Below are 13,862 nucleotides of genomic sequence, written 5' to 3'. Positions count from 1 at the left end.
GTGAATCTTGCCTCGAGAAATACTTTACTATTTTCGGCAATAGCCACTCTCAGTATTCGCTTCTTTAAGCAATAGCTACTTTAAACAATAGCTACTTATGCCGTGTTATTTTGAACGATTTCGGGCTTCAGCCATAGCGGCGATACGTTCCAGCCGGGCCTTAATTTTATCGGGGGCATCTGCTGCGGTTTGACGCAGGTAACCTGCTGCCTTATCCGAGATGGGCTTGCGAACGATATCCGGGGTCTTTTCTGACGGTGCCGGAGCGACCGCAGCTAAAGCCGGATTGACCCGAATGTCAATTTGACTGAGATTCGGGAGTAGTTTTTCCCGGAGCTTCTGCATCAGCGTATTGCGCTCGTAGTTCAGGCGCATTGACCAGGCCGCTGAGGCCGTTTCAATAATCAGGACTCCCTGGCGGTAGTTACTGACTCGACAGTGTTCAGCACAGTTCAGGTGTGCCTTCACCGCTTTATCCAGCTTACTCAAGGCGATAGCACGCTGCTGAATATTCCCCATCTGGCTGTTGTCCAGCAAAGTCGCGGGTGTTTGAGGGCGGTGATCACGCATGTCTGGCAATTCCTGGCTCTGAATTAGGGGATAAGTTCTAATTTTTCGGATATGGTAAACATCGCCGGGGGATTTGCCATAGGCGACACTGTCAATATGGCTTATTATATCAGGCTTGGGAACCTAATGAATAACACGACATAACTGTCTTGTGGCTCCCAAAATGAACACCGGTGAGCGGAAAATGTGGGTATTTTACGGTTTCGACTTGAAATGGCGGAGATAGGCCACAATATCTTTCTTAACCACTATTTTCCGGTCGGCTTGTTTCGCCACTTGTGTGGTGGATTGAAACGGGACAGGGACGAAGACGTTCAGGCCATGACCTCGATTCCGTCTGGTAGTATCCCGGTGAAATATTCAGATTGAGTCATCAGCCCGACCTACTGGCTGACATAACAAAGAGAAAACGGCAACGCCATGTTATCAAAACTACTGACTAAAGTTATCGGTAGCCGTAACGACCGCACACTGCGTCGTATGCGCAAAATCGTTGACCAAATTAACAAGCTTGAACCGCAATTTGAAAGCTTACAAGACGAAGAACTGAAAGCCAAAACGGTTGAGTTCCGTGAGCGTTTGGATCAGGGCGAAAACCTGGATCAGCTGTTGCCAGAAGCGTTTGCCACGGTTCGTGAAGCGTCGAAGCGTGTGTTTGGCATGCGCCATTTCGATGTTCAGCTGATTGGCGGTATGGTACTGAATAACTGCCAGATCGCAGAAATGCGTACGGGTGAAGGTAAAACGCTGACGGCGACGTTGCCGGCTTACCTGAATGCACTGACCGGTAAAGGTGTGCATATCGTTACGGTGAACGACTACCTGGCTGCCCGTGACGCCGAAACCAACCGACCACTGTTTGAATTCCTGGGGATGACCGTTGGGGTGAACATCCCGAATATGCCTCCGCATGCGAAGAAAGAAGCGTACGCGGCAGACGTACTGTATGGTACCAACAACGAATTCGGTTTTGACTACCTGCGTGACAACATGGCTTTCCGCCCGGAAGACCGTGTACAGCGTGAGCGTTTCTTTGCGGTTGTCGATGAAGTCGACTCCATCCTGATCGATGAAGCCCGTACCCCGCTGATTATTTCTGGTCCGGCTGAAGACAGCTCTGAGCTGTACATTAAGATCAATGCTCTGATTCCTCAGTTGGTGAAGCAGGACAAAGAAGATAGCGAAGAATACCGTGGCGAAGGCCACTATACGGTTGATGAAAAATCCAAGCAGACTTACCTGACGGAGAACGGTCAGGAATTTGTGGAAGAGCTGCTTAAACAAAACGGTATGATGGACGAGGACGATACATTGTACTCGCCAGCCAACATCAGCCTGCTTCACCATGTGAATGCCGCATTGCGTGCCCATGTGCTGTTTGAGCGTGACGTCGACTACATCGTGAAAGACGGCGAAGTGATCATCGTTGATGAGCACACAGGCCGTACGATGCCGGGCCGTCGCTGGTCTGAAGGCTTGCACCAGGCTGTTGAAGCCAAAGAGGGTGTGAAAATTCAAAATGAAAACCAGACTCTGGCTTCTATCACTTTCCAGAACTACTTCCGCCTGTATGAGAAGCTGTCAGGTATGACAGGTACTGCGGATACTGAAGCCTTTGAATTCCAGACAATCTACGGTCTGGAAACCGTGGTTATCCCAACCAACAAGCCGATGGTTCGTGATGACATGGGTGATTTGGTTTACATGACAGAACGTGAAAAGTTCGCGGCGATCAGTGAAGACATCAAAGCGCGCGTCAGCAAAGGTCAGCCGGTGCTGGTGGGTACCGTCTCGATTGAAAAATCAGAAATGCTGTCAAACGCCCTGAAAAAAGAAGGGATTAAGCATCAGGTTCTGAATGCGAAATTCCATGAAATGGAAGCTGAAATTGTGGCGCAGGCGGGTAAAGCCGGTGCGGTGACAATTGCTACCAACATGGCGGGCCGTGGTACGGATATCGTGCTGGGCGGCTCCTGGCAGAGCGAAGTGGCGAAGCTGGATAACCCGACAGAAGAACAAATTGCCGGCGTGAAGGCCCAGTGGAAAGAAGCCCACGATGCGGTACTGGCAGCCGGTGGCCTGCACATTATTGGTACAGAGCGTCACGAATCCCGTCGTATTGATAACCAGCTGCGCGGCCGTTCAGGTCGTCAGGGTGACCCGGGTTCCTCGCGTTTCTACCTGTCGATGGAAGATGGCCTGATGCGTATCTTCGCGTCTGAGCGTGTTTCCGGGATGATGAAGAAACTGGGCATGGAAGAAGGCGAGGCCATTGAGCACCCATGGGTGACGAAGGCGATCGAAAACGCCCAGCGTAAAGTAGAAAGCCGTAACTTCGACATCCGTAAACAGCTGCTGGAATTCGATGATGTGGCTAATGATCAGCGTAAAGTCGTTTACGAACTGCGTGACGAGCTGATGAATGCCGAAGACATCAGCGATATGATCGAGCAGAACCGTGAGGATGTGCTGCAGGCTGTGATTGACGAGTTTATCCCGCCTCAGTCTCTGGAAGAAATGTGGAATATTGCGGGCCTGGAAGAGCGCCTGAAGAACGATTTCGATCTTGAACTGCCGATTCAGGAGTGGCTGGACAGCGAAGAGAAGCTGTACGAAGAAGCGCTGCGTGAACGTATTGTCGAGAAAGCGGTGGAAGTTTACCGTCACAAAGAAGAAGTGGTTGGCGCGCCTGTGCTGCGTAACTTCGAGAAGACGGTCATGCTACAAAATCTGGACATGCTGTGGAAAGAGCACCTGGCTGCCATGGATCACCTGCGTCAGGGTATCCACCTTCGTGGTTATGCACAGAAAAACCCGAAACAGGAATATAAGCGTGAATCGTTTGAGCTGTTTGAGGGCATGCTGGAAAGCCTGAAGTCTGATGTGATTGCCATCCTGAGTAAGGTTCGCGTCCAGCAGCAAGAAGAAGTCGAGCGAATGGAAGCGGAGCGTCGTCGTCAGGCCGAAGAACTGGCCCGCCGTCAGCAGTTCCAGCATCAGGAAGCCGAAAACCAGGTGGCGGACGAGAGCCATGAAGATGGTGTTCCACACCGTGCTGAGCGTAAGGTAGGTCGTAATGAACCTTGTCCTTGCGGTTCAGGTAAGAAATACAAACAGTGTCACGGTAAAATCAGCTAACAACTGACCGTGTTATAGAATAAAAGGCCGCCAACGCGGCCTTTTGTTTATGCGCACAATGAGGCAAGATAACACAGAGACGCAGCATTACCGTTTGATGATAGGGTGAAGAGTGGATAAAAAACGCGTGTGGATCTCTGCGGGGATCATTCTAAATGACAGTAAAGATTCGGTCTTTATAACCCGACGTCCGGCCAAGGCGCACAAAGGCGGCTTCTGGGAGTTTGCCGGCGGCAAAGTCGAGCAGGGCGAAACGGCAGAGCAGGCGGTGATTCGTGAATTGCATGAAGAAGTCGGCATTGAAGCGACGGCCCTGGAGCATTTCATGGCTCTTGAGCATGACTATCCGGAAAAGGCGTTGAAATTTGATTTCTTTCTGGTGACTGCGTTTGAAGGGGAAGCCTTTGGTAAAGAAGGTCAGCCCGGGGAATGGGTCGCTCTCTCAAACTTGCGTGACTATACCTTTCCGGAAGCCAATGAGGTGGTTCTGGACAAACTGATGGGTCTGTAGTGCTGCTGGTTATAAGCGTATGACAGAGCCTATGCTCGGTGTTCTGTGGATTGAGATACGATAAGGCCCGGCGAGATGCCGGGCCTTATGCTGTCAGTATCCCATGTCTTCTGACCAGCCATCAGAATCGGACATGTCCGGAGCGCCGGGAATGGATTTTTCCTCGTCCGCCCACTCACCCAAATCAATCAGTTGGCAGCGCTTGGAGCAAAAAGGTCGGAATGGGCTTTGCTCTCCCCATACCACGTCGGTGCGACAAGTCGGGCACTTGACCACGGTGAGATCAGATTGGGTGGATTTGGCTTGTGTCATGGTGAACCTCAGCATATCGCCAGTTTAAACTCGAGCAATTCCGCGATGCCGGTTCCTTCCTCAAAAGGTAGGAAGCGAACAGCAAAGCGGCTGCGATGGCCCGATATCATAGGGTATACCCCATGGCTTGAGCAAATATCAATCCTCAGCATGTTAGCCGCTTCGGCGTCATGCTGGAAGAAGCCGCCCCGAGCGACCTGCGGGCGGAATTGCCCTGACTCCCTGATCAGCTTTAGCCACAAGTGCAGCGCCACGCTCAGTTCGCTGATGTGATTGAGCCAGTTTTGCATATTGCTTTGTTTGTGCGCCAGCGGCAGGTGCAGCCAGTGATGCAGTGTCGGCAAGTCAAAGCTGCAGCTCCCGCCGGGAATTGACAGGCGCTGTTTAATACTGCTCAAGAAGCGATCTTCACGCAGCTCCTGCCCCAGCCGGGTGGCTGTCAGCAGTTGATGGTGAGCAAGATCCAGCTTATCCAGCAGCTCCAGCAGTGCGTTTTGGTCCACTCCGTCAATGTTCAGCCACTGCTTGAGTTTACCGCGTTGTTTTTCTAGATCTTTGGCCAGCTCTGATTTCAGCTGTATTTGATCCAGGATTTCCAGCATATCAAACAGGGCACGAAAAAAGATCTGATGTTGCCAGGGGTCAGTAAGCTGGCTGGCATGCGTCATTTGGCGGATCAGGTATTCCAGCCGCAGGTAGATCCGGACTTTCTCGCTGAGAGGGTGTTCATAGCGAATCATTTGCATATCGACTTACCCAAAAATGTTCGGTTAATTTGATGCCGCCGGAGACTGGCTTAATGTCAGGTAATAGGCGTGCAGTTCCGCCACTTTTTGTTGCAGGCTCTCTGCGTCACCGTTATTGGAAATCACATCATCGGCAGCGGCCAGACGCTGCTCCCGGGTTGCCTGTGAAGCCAGGATTTTACGGACCTGCTCTGCTGCAACATTGTCGCGTTGCTGTGTACGTTGGACCTGTACCGATTCATCCACATCCACCACCAACAGACGATCTGTCATGGTTTGCAGGTTATTTTCCACCATCAGGGGGATGACCAACAAGCAGTAGGCGGATGTCGTCTTTTCAATGTCGGCTTTCATCTTTTCCCGAATCATCGGGTGCAGCAGATCGTTGAGCCATTGTTTGAGTGAGTGGTCATTGAAGATGGCCTCTCGCAGCTTACTGCGGTTGAGAGAACCATCTGTCAGTAAGATGTCAGATCCCAGTTTGTCAGCGATAGCCTGAAGGCCGGGCGTTCCCGGTTCCACGACTTCCCGGGCAATAACATCAGCATCAATAATATCAATATGGTAGGCGGCAAACAGATTGGCAACGGTTGTTTTACCGCTGCCGATGCCGCCAGTCAGGCCAATCACCATGGTCATAGCATTACATTCCCAGATATGAAGTCAGGTACCAGTTGAGCAGTGGCTCACCCCACAAGATGGCTATCCAGCCTGCAATCGCCAGATAGGGGCCAAATGAAAACGGTGTTTGGCTGTCGGAACGCTGCACCCGCATCAGAATGATGCCGCAGATTGCCCCAACCAAAGAAGAAAGCAGTACGACAAAAGGCAGCAGTTGCCAGCCAAGCCAGGCTCCCAGTGCGGCGAGAAGTTTAAAATCCCCGTAGCCCATTCCTTCTTTGCCGGTCAGCAGCTTAAACGTCCAGTACAGGCTCCACAGCGACAGGTAGCCCGCCATGGCACCGATGACGGCATCGGTCAGGCTGACTGGCGAAAAGCCAAGCAGCGCCATCAGCAAGCCAGCCCACATCAACGGCAGCGTAATTTGATCCGGTAGCAGCATTTTGTCAATGTCGATAAACGTCAGGGCAATCAATGCAAAGCTGAAAAAGATAACGGCAAGCGCCCATTCAGAGTGCGGTAGCGTCAGCGCCACTGTCGTAGCAATGGCGGCAGTAAACAGCTCGACCAGCGGGTAACGGATGCTGATTTTTGCCTGGCAATTCTTGCAGCGCCCCTTGAGCAGCAGCCAGCTGACAACCGGGATATTTTCCCACATGCTGATGGGATGCTGGCAATGTGGACAGCGCGAGCGGGGAATGCTGAGGTTGAATGGGCCGGTTTCTTGAATAGAACCAAATTCCGGAAAACACTCGGCGCAGTCGGCTTTCCACTGCCGCTCCATCATGATAGGTAGGCGATAAATGACGACATTCAGGAAACTGCCGACAAGCAGTCCAAAAACAGCCGCAAAAACAGGAAAAAGCCAAGGATAGAGGATCAGCAGTTCCATGAAAACATTCTCATATCAGTCAATGGGATTATTGTAGGGGATTCGCAGTTCGGATCATAGCGGTCGCTGGAGGAGTGAGTCACAATGGTGCTCGCGTGCCGCGAAACGCCAGACCCGTACAGCGCAAAGTGATGTCAATAAAAGCTAAGCAAAGGCAAATGGGGCAAAGGTAATGAGGCAGAAGCAACAGCTTGTGGCAGAAAGCAGGGAAAGCTGATTTGGCCATGGCTTTCCCTCTCCCTTTCAGTTGTGTATAACAAGCCCACAGGTACTCAATCCACAGCTGCCCAATCCACAACTACCCAATCACACTCATCAGTTTGAATATCGGCATATACATGGCTACGAGTAATCCGCCAACAACCGTTCCCAGGAAAATAATGATCAGGGGCTCAAGAATTTTTCCCAAGTTGTCGACGGTATTATCGACATCATCTTCATAAAACATCGCCATTTTATTGAGCATATCGTCCAGAGAGCCGGACTCCTCGCCAATCATCGTCATTTGCAGCATGAGTTCAGGAAATACATCGCTCTGGCGTAACGCAATATGCAAAGGCATGCCTGAAGCTGTGCTGCTGTGGGCCTCCATCGCGGCTTTTTCGATATACAGGTTACCGGCAGTTTTTGCCGCGGACTGTAACCCGCTGAGCAATGGGATACCTGCACTGAAAGTGGTTGCGAGGGTGCGGGCAAACCTTGCGACTGTGGCTTTCAGTAATACCTCGCCAATCACCGGAATCTTGAGCATAGAGCGGTGCCAGCGATAGCGCAAAGGGGCAGAACGCTGGTAGCTGTAACGTAACGTGATAAATCCCAGCAACATCAGGATGGCCAGGTATTTCCCGGAATCAACCAACCAGTCAGAAGCCGCAATGACCTGACGGGTAAACCACGGCAACTCTGCACCAAAGCTATTGAAAATACCAGCGAACTGCGGAATGACAAACAGCAGCATCATGACCGTTACGCCGACGGCTGTCAGCGTGACGATGGATGGATAGATCATGGCTTTGATGACTTTTTTACGCATGGCTTCATTTTTTTCCCGATAGGTCGCGATCCGGTCAAATACCTGGCCCAAATGGCCGGTTTGTTCGCCGGTGCTGACAAGGTCGCAATAGAAGGTATCAAACAGTGGGGAGCTGTTTCGCATCGCCCGGGCGAGAGAGGAGCCAGACTCGACCTGGACGGATACCTGGGTCAGTGTGGCGCGTGCTTCTGCTTTGTGATGGCTGTCGGCCATGAGCTTGAGCGCCTGAACGACGGGAACGCCGGCGTTGATCATGGTCGCCAGTTGACGGGTAATGGTCGTAACATCGGTTGGCTTCAGCTGATTTTTTAGTTTACTGAACGTAGACGGGTTACGATGGCGAATTTTTTTTACCTGGATCATCTGCTCTGTGAGCTTGGCCCTGACTTCCTGATCCTGGAAACCAAGGATCACCCCGGAGAGCTTTTTGCCTGACGGGTTAACTCCCCGCCAGTGGTAGTAACGGATTTTTCCGGCTTGCGCCATGGTAAGGTCCCTCAGATGGTTCAATCGGTCTGACGCAATCAGGCCCGGTGGTCTTAACTAAAGTGCAGTACGCGTTGTAACTCTTTTAAACTGGTGATGCCTTCGCATAGCTTCTCGATACCTGACTGTTGCAGGGTTCTCATGCCTTGCCGACAGGCAATGTCTTCCAGCTCCAGTGTATTGGCTCCTGCCATTAAGGCTTCGGCGAGCTCTCGTGAAAAGGGCATGACCTCGTAGATACCGACCCGTCCCAGATAGCCTTTGTTACACTCATCACACCCTGTTGGGCTGGCTTTGAAAATGGTGGCATTGTCGGGAATCGCGAGGGTATCTCTGATAAAACGATCCGGGTCATCAGGCTGCTTGCAATGTCCGCAAAGGCGGCGGGCCAGCCGCTGAGCAATGATCAGGCTCAATGACGATGCCAGGTTGAAGTTCTCGATCCCCATATTGGTCAGGCGGGTAATGGTTTCTGCCGCCGAGTTGGTGTGCAGTGTCGACAACACCAGGTGGCCAGTCTGAGCTGCTTTCACGGCAATAGAGCCGGTTTCCAGATCCCTGATTTCCCCGACCATGACGACATCCGGATCTTGGCGCAAGAATGAGCGCAGTGCTTCGGCAAACCCAAGCCCGACGGTTGGGCGAATCTGTACCTGATTTATGCCCGGCAGGTTAATTTCCACCGGGTCTTCGGCGGTGGAGATATTGCGTTCCTCGGTGTTCAGGATCTTGAGGCCGGTATACAGGGAGACAGTTTTGCCACTGCCCGTCGGTCCGGTCATCAGAATCATGCCCTGAGGGCGCTGAAGGGCACTCATGTATGCGGCTTTTTGGGGCTCGGTATAACCCAAAATATCGATATCCAGATTGGCACTGGAGCTGTCAAGAATCCGCAGCACCACCTTTTCACCCCACAGGGTCGGCAGTGTGGAAACCCGCAAATCCACGGCCACATTTTCGGACAATTTGAGCTTGATCCGGCCATCCTGAGGCTGGCGCCGCTCGGCAATATTGAGCCTGGACATGACCTTCAGCCGGGTGGATAAGCGACGGGACAAATTGGCCGGTGGGGAGGCGTGCAGATGCAAAATCCCGTCGCAGCGAAAACGGATCCGATAGCTCTCTTCATAGGGTTCAAAATGGATATCGGAAGCGCTTTTACGCAGGGCGTCCAGCAGCACCTGGTTGATATAGCGGGTTACCGGGGCGTTATCACTGGTGAGATCTGTGGCGTTGTCAGCCAGTTCAGTGTCGGTCAGATCCACCAGCTCCATCAGATCCGCATCACTGACACTGCGCTGTGTTTTGTTGGAGCCAGCCCCTTTAATGTCACTGCCGTATACCCGGCGGATCGCCGCTTCCAGCTGCTTATGATCCAGCAATAGCGGCTCAATGTTTTTGCCGGTGGCAAAGCGGAACTCATCCAGCACATCAATGCGGGTTGGATCGCTCAGGCCAATAAAAATACTGATGTCCGTGTTGTACAGCGGCAGCACTTTGTGGCGTAACACCAGATCCCGTAGGTTTAGGCTTTTGCAACATTCCGTGTAATCGTACTGATGGACATCAACCAAAGGCAGGGCGAACAGCTGTTCCAGTTGCCGGGCCAGTTCGGCGCTGCCGATGATGCCCAGTTGTAACAGTGCAGAGGGCACCGAAATGCCCTCTGACTGAACCTGATCCACCACTTGTTGTTGCTCCACCAGACTGAGCAGGTCTGCCTGATGAAGGATGGAGGCTAGGTTGGTGTGCATTAGTTACCTGAACAGTCAATACTACGGCCAGCGGCTGTACAGCCAGTACCTGCTAAGTTCCAATCGACAACACCATTGGCAATAGTAGGAGTTAAGGTGACTACTAAGTTGGTACCAGCGCCATCATTTCCTGTTGAAGTAACCGTAATCACGCCATCGGCAGTTGCAACGCCATCGACAAAAGCAATTGTTGCACCGTCGTTACCTGCGCCTACATCAGCAGGAATATCGTTACTTGAACCATTACAGCCGGTCAGGGTGCCTAGATCTTGAGCACATAACGCAACAGCTGTTTTAAAACCTGTTACACCAGCTACAGCTCCAGCAACACGGGTACGCTGGGTATAGTCAGAGTAAGCCGGGATCGCGAAGGCTGAGATAATCCCGATAATCGCCACCACAATCATCAGTTCAATCAGCGTAAAGCCGTTTTGTTTTTTCATTTCTGTTTCCTTTCAAAATAAAGAGATGCAAATAAGCCCAAATAATTGGTGGAGCGAGGATATGCCGATTGCGCAACGTGCTGAATTGGCTACAAATGATTGCTCGGCCCAGTCGAAAAAAAATTCAGGAGACTTGCATGGTTTTCAGTGGCTTTGCGAGTGAGTAGACGTAATGTCATTGGGGATTTTGTCAGTGAGGGATAGGGGATCGGCTCAGCGGCATTTTTATCCGGAAATACAGGACTTGGGCTTTGCCTGGTCAACAAGGTAAAACCGGGTGGGAGAGGTGAGAAAATGGTATGTGGAATAGAGGGTGCACAAAAGCGCAGGGAAAGGGTGTATTGGTGTGGATATGGTCACGGGCTGCTTATCTGAACAAGCTGCTCAAACAAGTTATTCACACAGGTAAAGCAAAAAAGGCAGCGGATACTGCCTTTTTGTATGAACAGATTATGAAGAGTTACGCTGTATTATTTGAAACGCATTGACAAGTCCAGTGCCTTCAGGTGCTTGGTCAGTGCGCCGACCGAGATATAGTCCACGCCGGTTTCAGCATATTCCCGGATGGTGTCGAGCGTGATATTGCCGGAGTTTTCCAGTGCCGCACGGCCGGCGTTGAGCTTGACAGCGTCACGCATCATGTCAGTGGTAAAATTGTCGAGCATGATGATGTCTGCACCGGCATCAATGGCTTGTTGCAGTTCATCCAGGCTTTCGGTTTCCACTTCAACCGGTTTACCGGGAGCCAACTGCTTGGCGGTTTCTATCGCCTGACGAATCCCGCCACAGGCGATGATGTGGTTTTCTTTGATCAGGTAGGCATCAAACACCCCGATACGGTGGTTAAAGCCGCCGCCGCAGGTCACGGCGTATTTCAGGGCGCTGCGCAGGCCCGGAATGGTCTTGCGGGTATCCAACAGGCGGCATCCGGTGCCTTCAAGTTGCTTGGCATACGCTGCCACTGTGGTCGCACAGCCAGACAACGTCTGAATAAAATTCATGGCGTTGCGTTCACCGGTGAGCAGAATGCGCGATGGTCCGCGCAGGGTGCAAAGCGTCTGATTTGGCTCTACCTTATCGCCGTCCTGGACATGCCAGGTAATGTCCACTTCGCCACCCAGTTGTTTAAATACCTCGTCCGCCCACAGTTGGCCGCAGAAAATACCGTGTTCACGGGTAATGATAGTGGCTTCGCCCTGGCTATCGACCGGGATCAGATTGGCGGTGATGTCGCGGTTCGGATCAACCTCGCCACCGAGATCTTCTCTGAGGGTATCGGCGACCATGCGGGTAATTTCGGTCGGAAGCTGTTGCTTGAGGTAGTTCAGGCGCGACGCGCTGTCGTGCATCTTTTCCATTTGAGTCATCACACGTCCATACAAGTGAGCATATATTGGGCAAAGCGAAAGCACGGTTCTGGGCGGCTTTCGGGGCCGTCTGGGCTGGCCGACGGTCACATAAGGATCATACCTTGGCTTTTCCGGAGATCCTAGGAGGGAGATCGGAGTTCTGGTGTTCGCTTTGTCGCTAAGCCAATTTGGGCAGTAAAAAAATGCTTCATCTATATATAAAGAAGAATAAGCCAGGTGCTTGACCTGACGGCAGTTCACGCTACCCTTGCGACATTATGGTAAACCGGGATCGCACAGATGCTCACGATTAACGCACAACACTGGCTGGAAGGTGTCCGGCATGTTCCTTCTCCCTTTCATGATCCGCGTCCGGATCCGGCAGATATTTCGCTGCTGGTGGTGCACAACATCAGTTTGCCGCCGGGGCAGTTTGATGGTCCGTACATTGAGCAATTGTTTACAGGGACGTTAAATCCGACAGATCATCCCTATTTTGAAGCAATTTCAGGCATTCGTGTTTCGGCCCACTGTTTAATTCGGCGTAACGGCGATATCATCCAGTTCGTTCCCTTCGACAGCAGGGCCTGGCATGCCGGAGTATCCCAGTTTGCCGGACGCGATAAGTGCAATGACTACTCGATTGGTATTGAGTTGGAAGGAACCGACAATCTGCCTTATACCCAGGTTCAGTACGACGTTCTGGCCGAGTTAACACGGGTTTTATTAAACCGCTATCCGCGATTGGACAGCCAGCGCATCACCGGGCATGAGTTTATTGCTCCGGGACGGAAAACCGATCCGGGGTTGGCGTTTGACTGGTTGGCTTATCGACAAAAGCTGCAAGCCGACATTGAATCGTGAAATGGATATGAAGTGGCGAGATTGTGACCGATCAAATTGGTCAGACCATTGATTTTTTTCTTGCCGCTCCTTGCCCACAAGTCAGTTGACGACTATTTTTCATCTTGTTTTAACAAGTTTTCATATCTTGAAATTTTTGTTAAATCCCCCTTCGTTCTATGATTTCCATCAAGTTGTCGGTGGACATCTTCAATTATTTCTGTAAACTTTGCTGCTATCGTTAAATTGGTAATACCAATTGTCCGAACACAGACTGTCCAGAAGCGCGATAAGTACTCAGAAGAAATAATAAAAAAATGACTTATAAACGAATTCGCCAGCCCAAACTGTCTGATGCGATCGAGCAAGAGCTTGAGCATCTGATCCTCGAGGGCATTCTGTCTCCGGGACAGCAGCTCCCCCCTGAGCGTGAGCTGGCTAAGCAATTCGATGTTTCTCGCCCGTCTGTTCGTGAAGCTATTCAGCGTCTTGAAGCCAAACATTTACTGACGCGTCGCCAGGGCGGCGGCACATTTGTAACGGAAAAACTGTGGCAGAGCTTTTCCGAGCCGTTGTTGGATCTCTTGTCCGCCCATCCTGAAACCCAGCTAGACTTGCTGGAGTCTCGCCACGCCCTTGAAGGACTGGCTGCGTATTATGCAGCCCTGCGAGGCACCGAAGAAGATTTTACCCGTATCCGCGACTGCCACGGTCGGATACAGGACGCTCAGCAGCAAGGTGATTTACCGGCAGAAGCTGCCGCTGTTATGCAGTACCTGATTGCGGTCACCGAGTCCGCACACAACGTGGTTCTGCTTCATATCATCCGTAGCCTTGCCCCATTGCTAGAGCAAAACGTATTACAAAACTTTGAGCTCCTGAACCGTCGCCCTGAGGTGGTGGAAAAGGTGCGAAATCATCGAGCCAACATTGTCCAAGCGATTGTTTCTGGCGAGCCGGAGCAGGCCCGAGAAGCATCGCATGCACACCTGGCTTATATCGAGGAAACCTTGTTGGATTTATCGCGTGAAGATAGCAGACGTGAACGCTCTCTTCGTCGTATTCAACAACGCAAGGATGGGCTGGATTAGTACCCCTCATATAAGCCTGGGGCGCTAGTGAACAGTCGCGACATTGTTAGTTTTGTAGATTATCAACGAAAGG

13 protein-coding genes are annotated in these 13,862 nt (G+C 51.6%); 4 read left to right on the top strand and 9 right to left on the bottom strand.

The annotated features are described in order from the left end of the window. Positions 1 to 105 precede the first annotated feature (105 nt). A complete protein-coding gene (locus PGW97_RS14390; protein ID WP_047886949.1) occupies positions 106 to 570 on the bottom strand; it encodes a DUF721 domain-containing protein in 465 nt (154 codons plus the stop codon). A gap of 420 nt (positions 571 to 990) precedes the next feature. Between PGW97_RS14390 and secA the strand changes: the two genes are divergently transcribed. Both secA and mutT read left to right on the top strand, forming a co-directional pair. After that, on the top strand, positions 991 to 3,708 hold the full coding sequence (secA, locus tag PGW97_RS14385) for a preprotein translocase subunit SecA (protein WP_047886948.1): 2,718 nt from the start codon (positions 991 to 993) through the stop codon (positions 3,706 to 3,708). A gap of 112 nt (positions 3,709 to 3,820) precedes the next feature. Then, positions 3,821 to 4,219: an 8-oxo-dGTP diphosphatase MutT gene (gene mutT / locus PGW97_RS14380; protein WP_047886947.1), complete on the top strand. Its 399-nt coding sequence runs from the start codon at positions 3,821 to 3,823 to the stop codon at positions 4,217 to 4,219. Between the two features lie 93 nt (positions 4,220 to 4,312). Here mutT and yacG read toward each other — a convergent pair whose 3' ends face one another. From yacG to nadC, 8 genes are all read right to left on the bottom strand, one after another. Then, entirely contained in the window at positions 4,313 to 4,546 is a 234-nt protein-coding gene (yacG, locus tag PGW97_RS14375) for a DNA gyrase inhibitor YacG (RefSeq protein WP_373689493.1), read from the bottom strand. After that, on the bottom strand, positions 4,540 to 5,277 hold the full coding sequence (gene zapD, locus PGW97_RS14370; RefSeq protein ID WP_047886946.1) for a cell division protein ZapD: 738 nt from the start codon (positions 5,275 to 5,277) through the stop codon (positions 4,540 to 4,542). Before zapD ends, yacG begins: the two co-directional genes overlap by 7 nt. Before the next feature lie 24 nt (positions 5,278 to 5,301). Further along, a complete protein-coding gene (gene coaE / locus PGW97_RS14365) occupies positions 5,302 to 5,916 on the bottom strand; it encodes a dephospho-CoA kinase (RefSeq protein ID WP_273857552.1) in 615 nt (204 codons plus the stop codon). Between the two features lie 4 nt (positions 5,917 to 5,920). Next, positions 5,921 to 6,790, bottom strand: coding sequence for a prepilin peptidase (locus PGW97_RS14360; RefSeq protein ID WP_273857551.1), 870 nt, complete (start codon positions 6,788 to 6,790; stop codon positions 5,921 to 5,923). A 298-nt stretch (positions 6,791 to 7,088) separates the two neighbouring features. Beyond that, the gene (locus PGW97_RS14355; protein WP_273857550.1) at positions 7,089 to 8,309 is read right to left on the bottom strand and encodes a type II secretion system F family protein; all 1,221 of its coding nucleotides are present in this window, start codon (positions 8,307 to 8,309) and stop codon (positions 7,089 to 7,091) included. Between the two features lie 53 nt (positions 8,310 to 8,362). Further along, positions 8,363 to 10,063 carry a type IV-A pilus assembly ATPase PilB gene (pilB, locus tag PGW97_RS14350; RefSeq protein ID WP_273857549.1) on the bottom strand — a complete coding sequence of 567 codons (1,701 nt, stop codon included), beginning with the start codon at positions 10,061 to 10,063 and terminating at the stop codon, positions 8,363 to 8,365. Continuing rightward, complete coding sequence (locus PGW97_RS14345; protein WP_217391891.1) at positions 10,063 to 10,506, bottom strand: pilin; 444 nt, start codon at positions 10,504 to 10,506, stop codon at positions 10,063 to 10,065. Before PGW97_RS14345 ends, pilB begins: the two co-directional genes overlap by 1 nt. Positions 10,507 to 10,976: 470 nt before the next feature. Continuing rightward, complete coding sequence (gene nadC / locus PGW97_RS14340) at positions 10,977 to 11,864, bottom strand: carboxylating nicotinate-nucleotide diphosphorylase (RefSeq protein ID WP_273859675.1); 888 nt, start codon at positions 11,862 to 11,864, stop codon at positions 10,977 to 10,979. 291 nt (positions 11,865 to 12,155) lie between these two features. Here nadC and ampD point away from each other — a divergent pair, with 291 nt between their 5' ends. Both ampD and pdhR read left to right on the top strand, forming a co-directional pair. Then, positions 12,156 to 12,719 carry a 1,6-anhydro-N-acetylmuramyl-L-alanine amidase AmpD gene (gene ampD, locus PGW97_RS14335; protein ID WP_273857548.1) on the top strand — a complete coding sequence of 188 codons (564 nt, stop codon included), beginning with the start codon at positions 12,156 to 12,158 and terminating at the stop codon, positions 12,717 to 12,719. A gap of 296 nt (positions 12,720 to 13,015) precedes the next feature. After that, complete coding sequence (gene pdhR / locus PGW97_RS14330) at positions 13,016 to 13,789, top strand: pyruvate dehydrogenase complex transcriptional repressor PdhR (protein ID WP_047886938.1); 774 nt, start codon at positions 13,016 to 13,018, stop codon at positions 13,787 to 13,789. The last annotated feature ends 73 nt before the right edge of the window (positions 13,790 to 13,862 follow it).

The organism is Photobacterium sp. GSS17 (assembly GCF_028621875.1).
In the GTDB taxonomy this organism is placed as follows: Bacteria; Pseudomonadota; Gammaproteobacteria; order Enterobacterales; family Vibrionaceae; genus Photobacterium; species Photobacterium ganghwense.
This window is presented reverse-complemented; position numbering and strand designations above follow the sequence as displayed.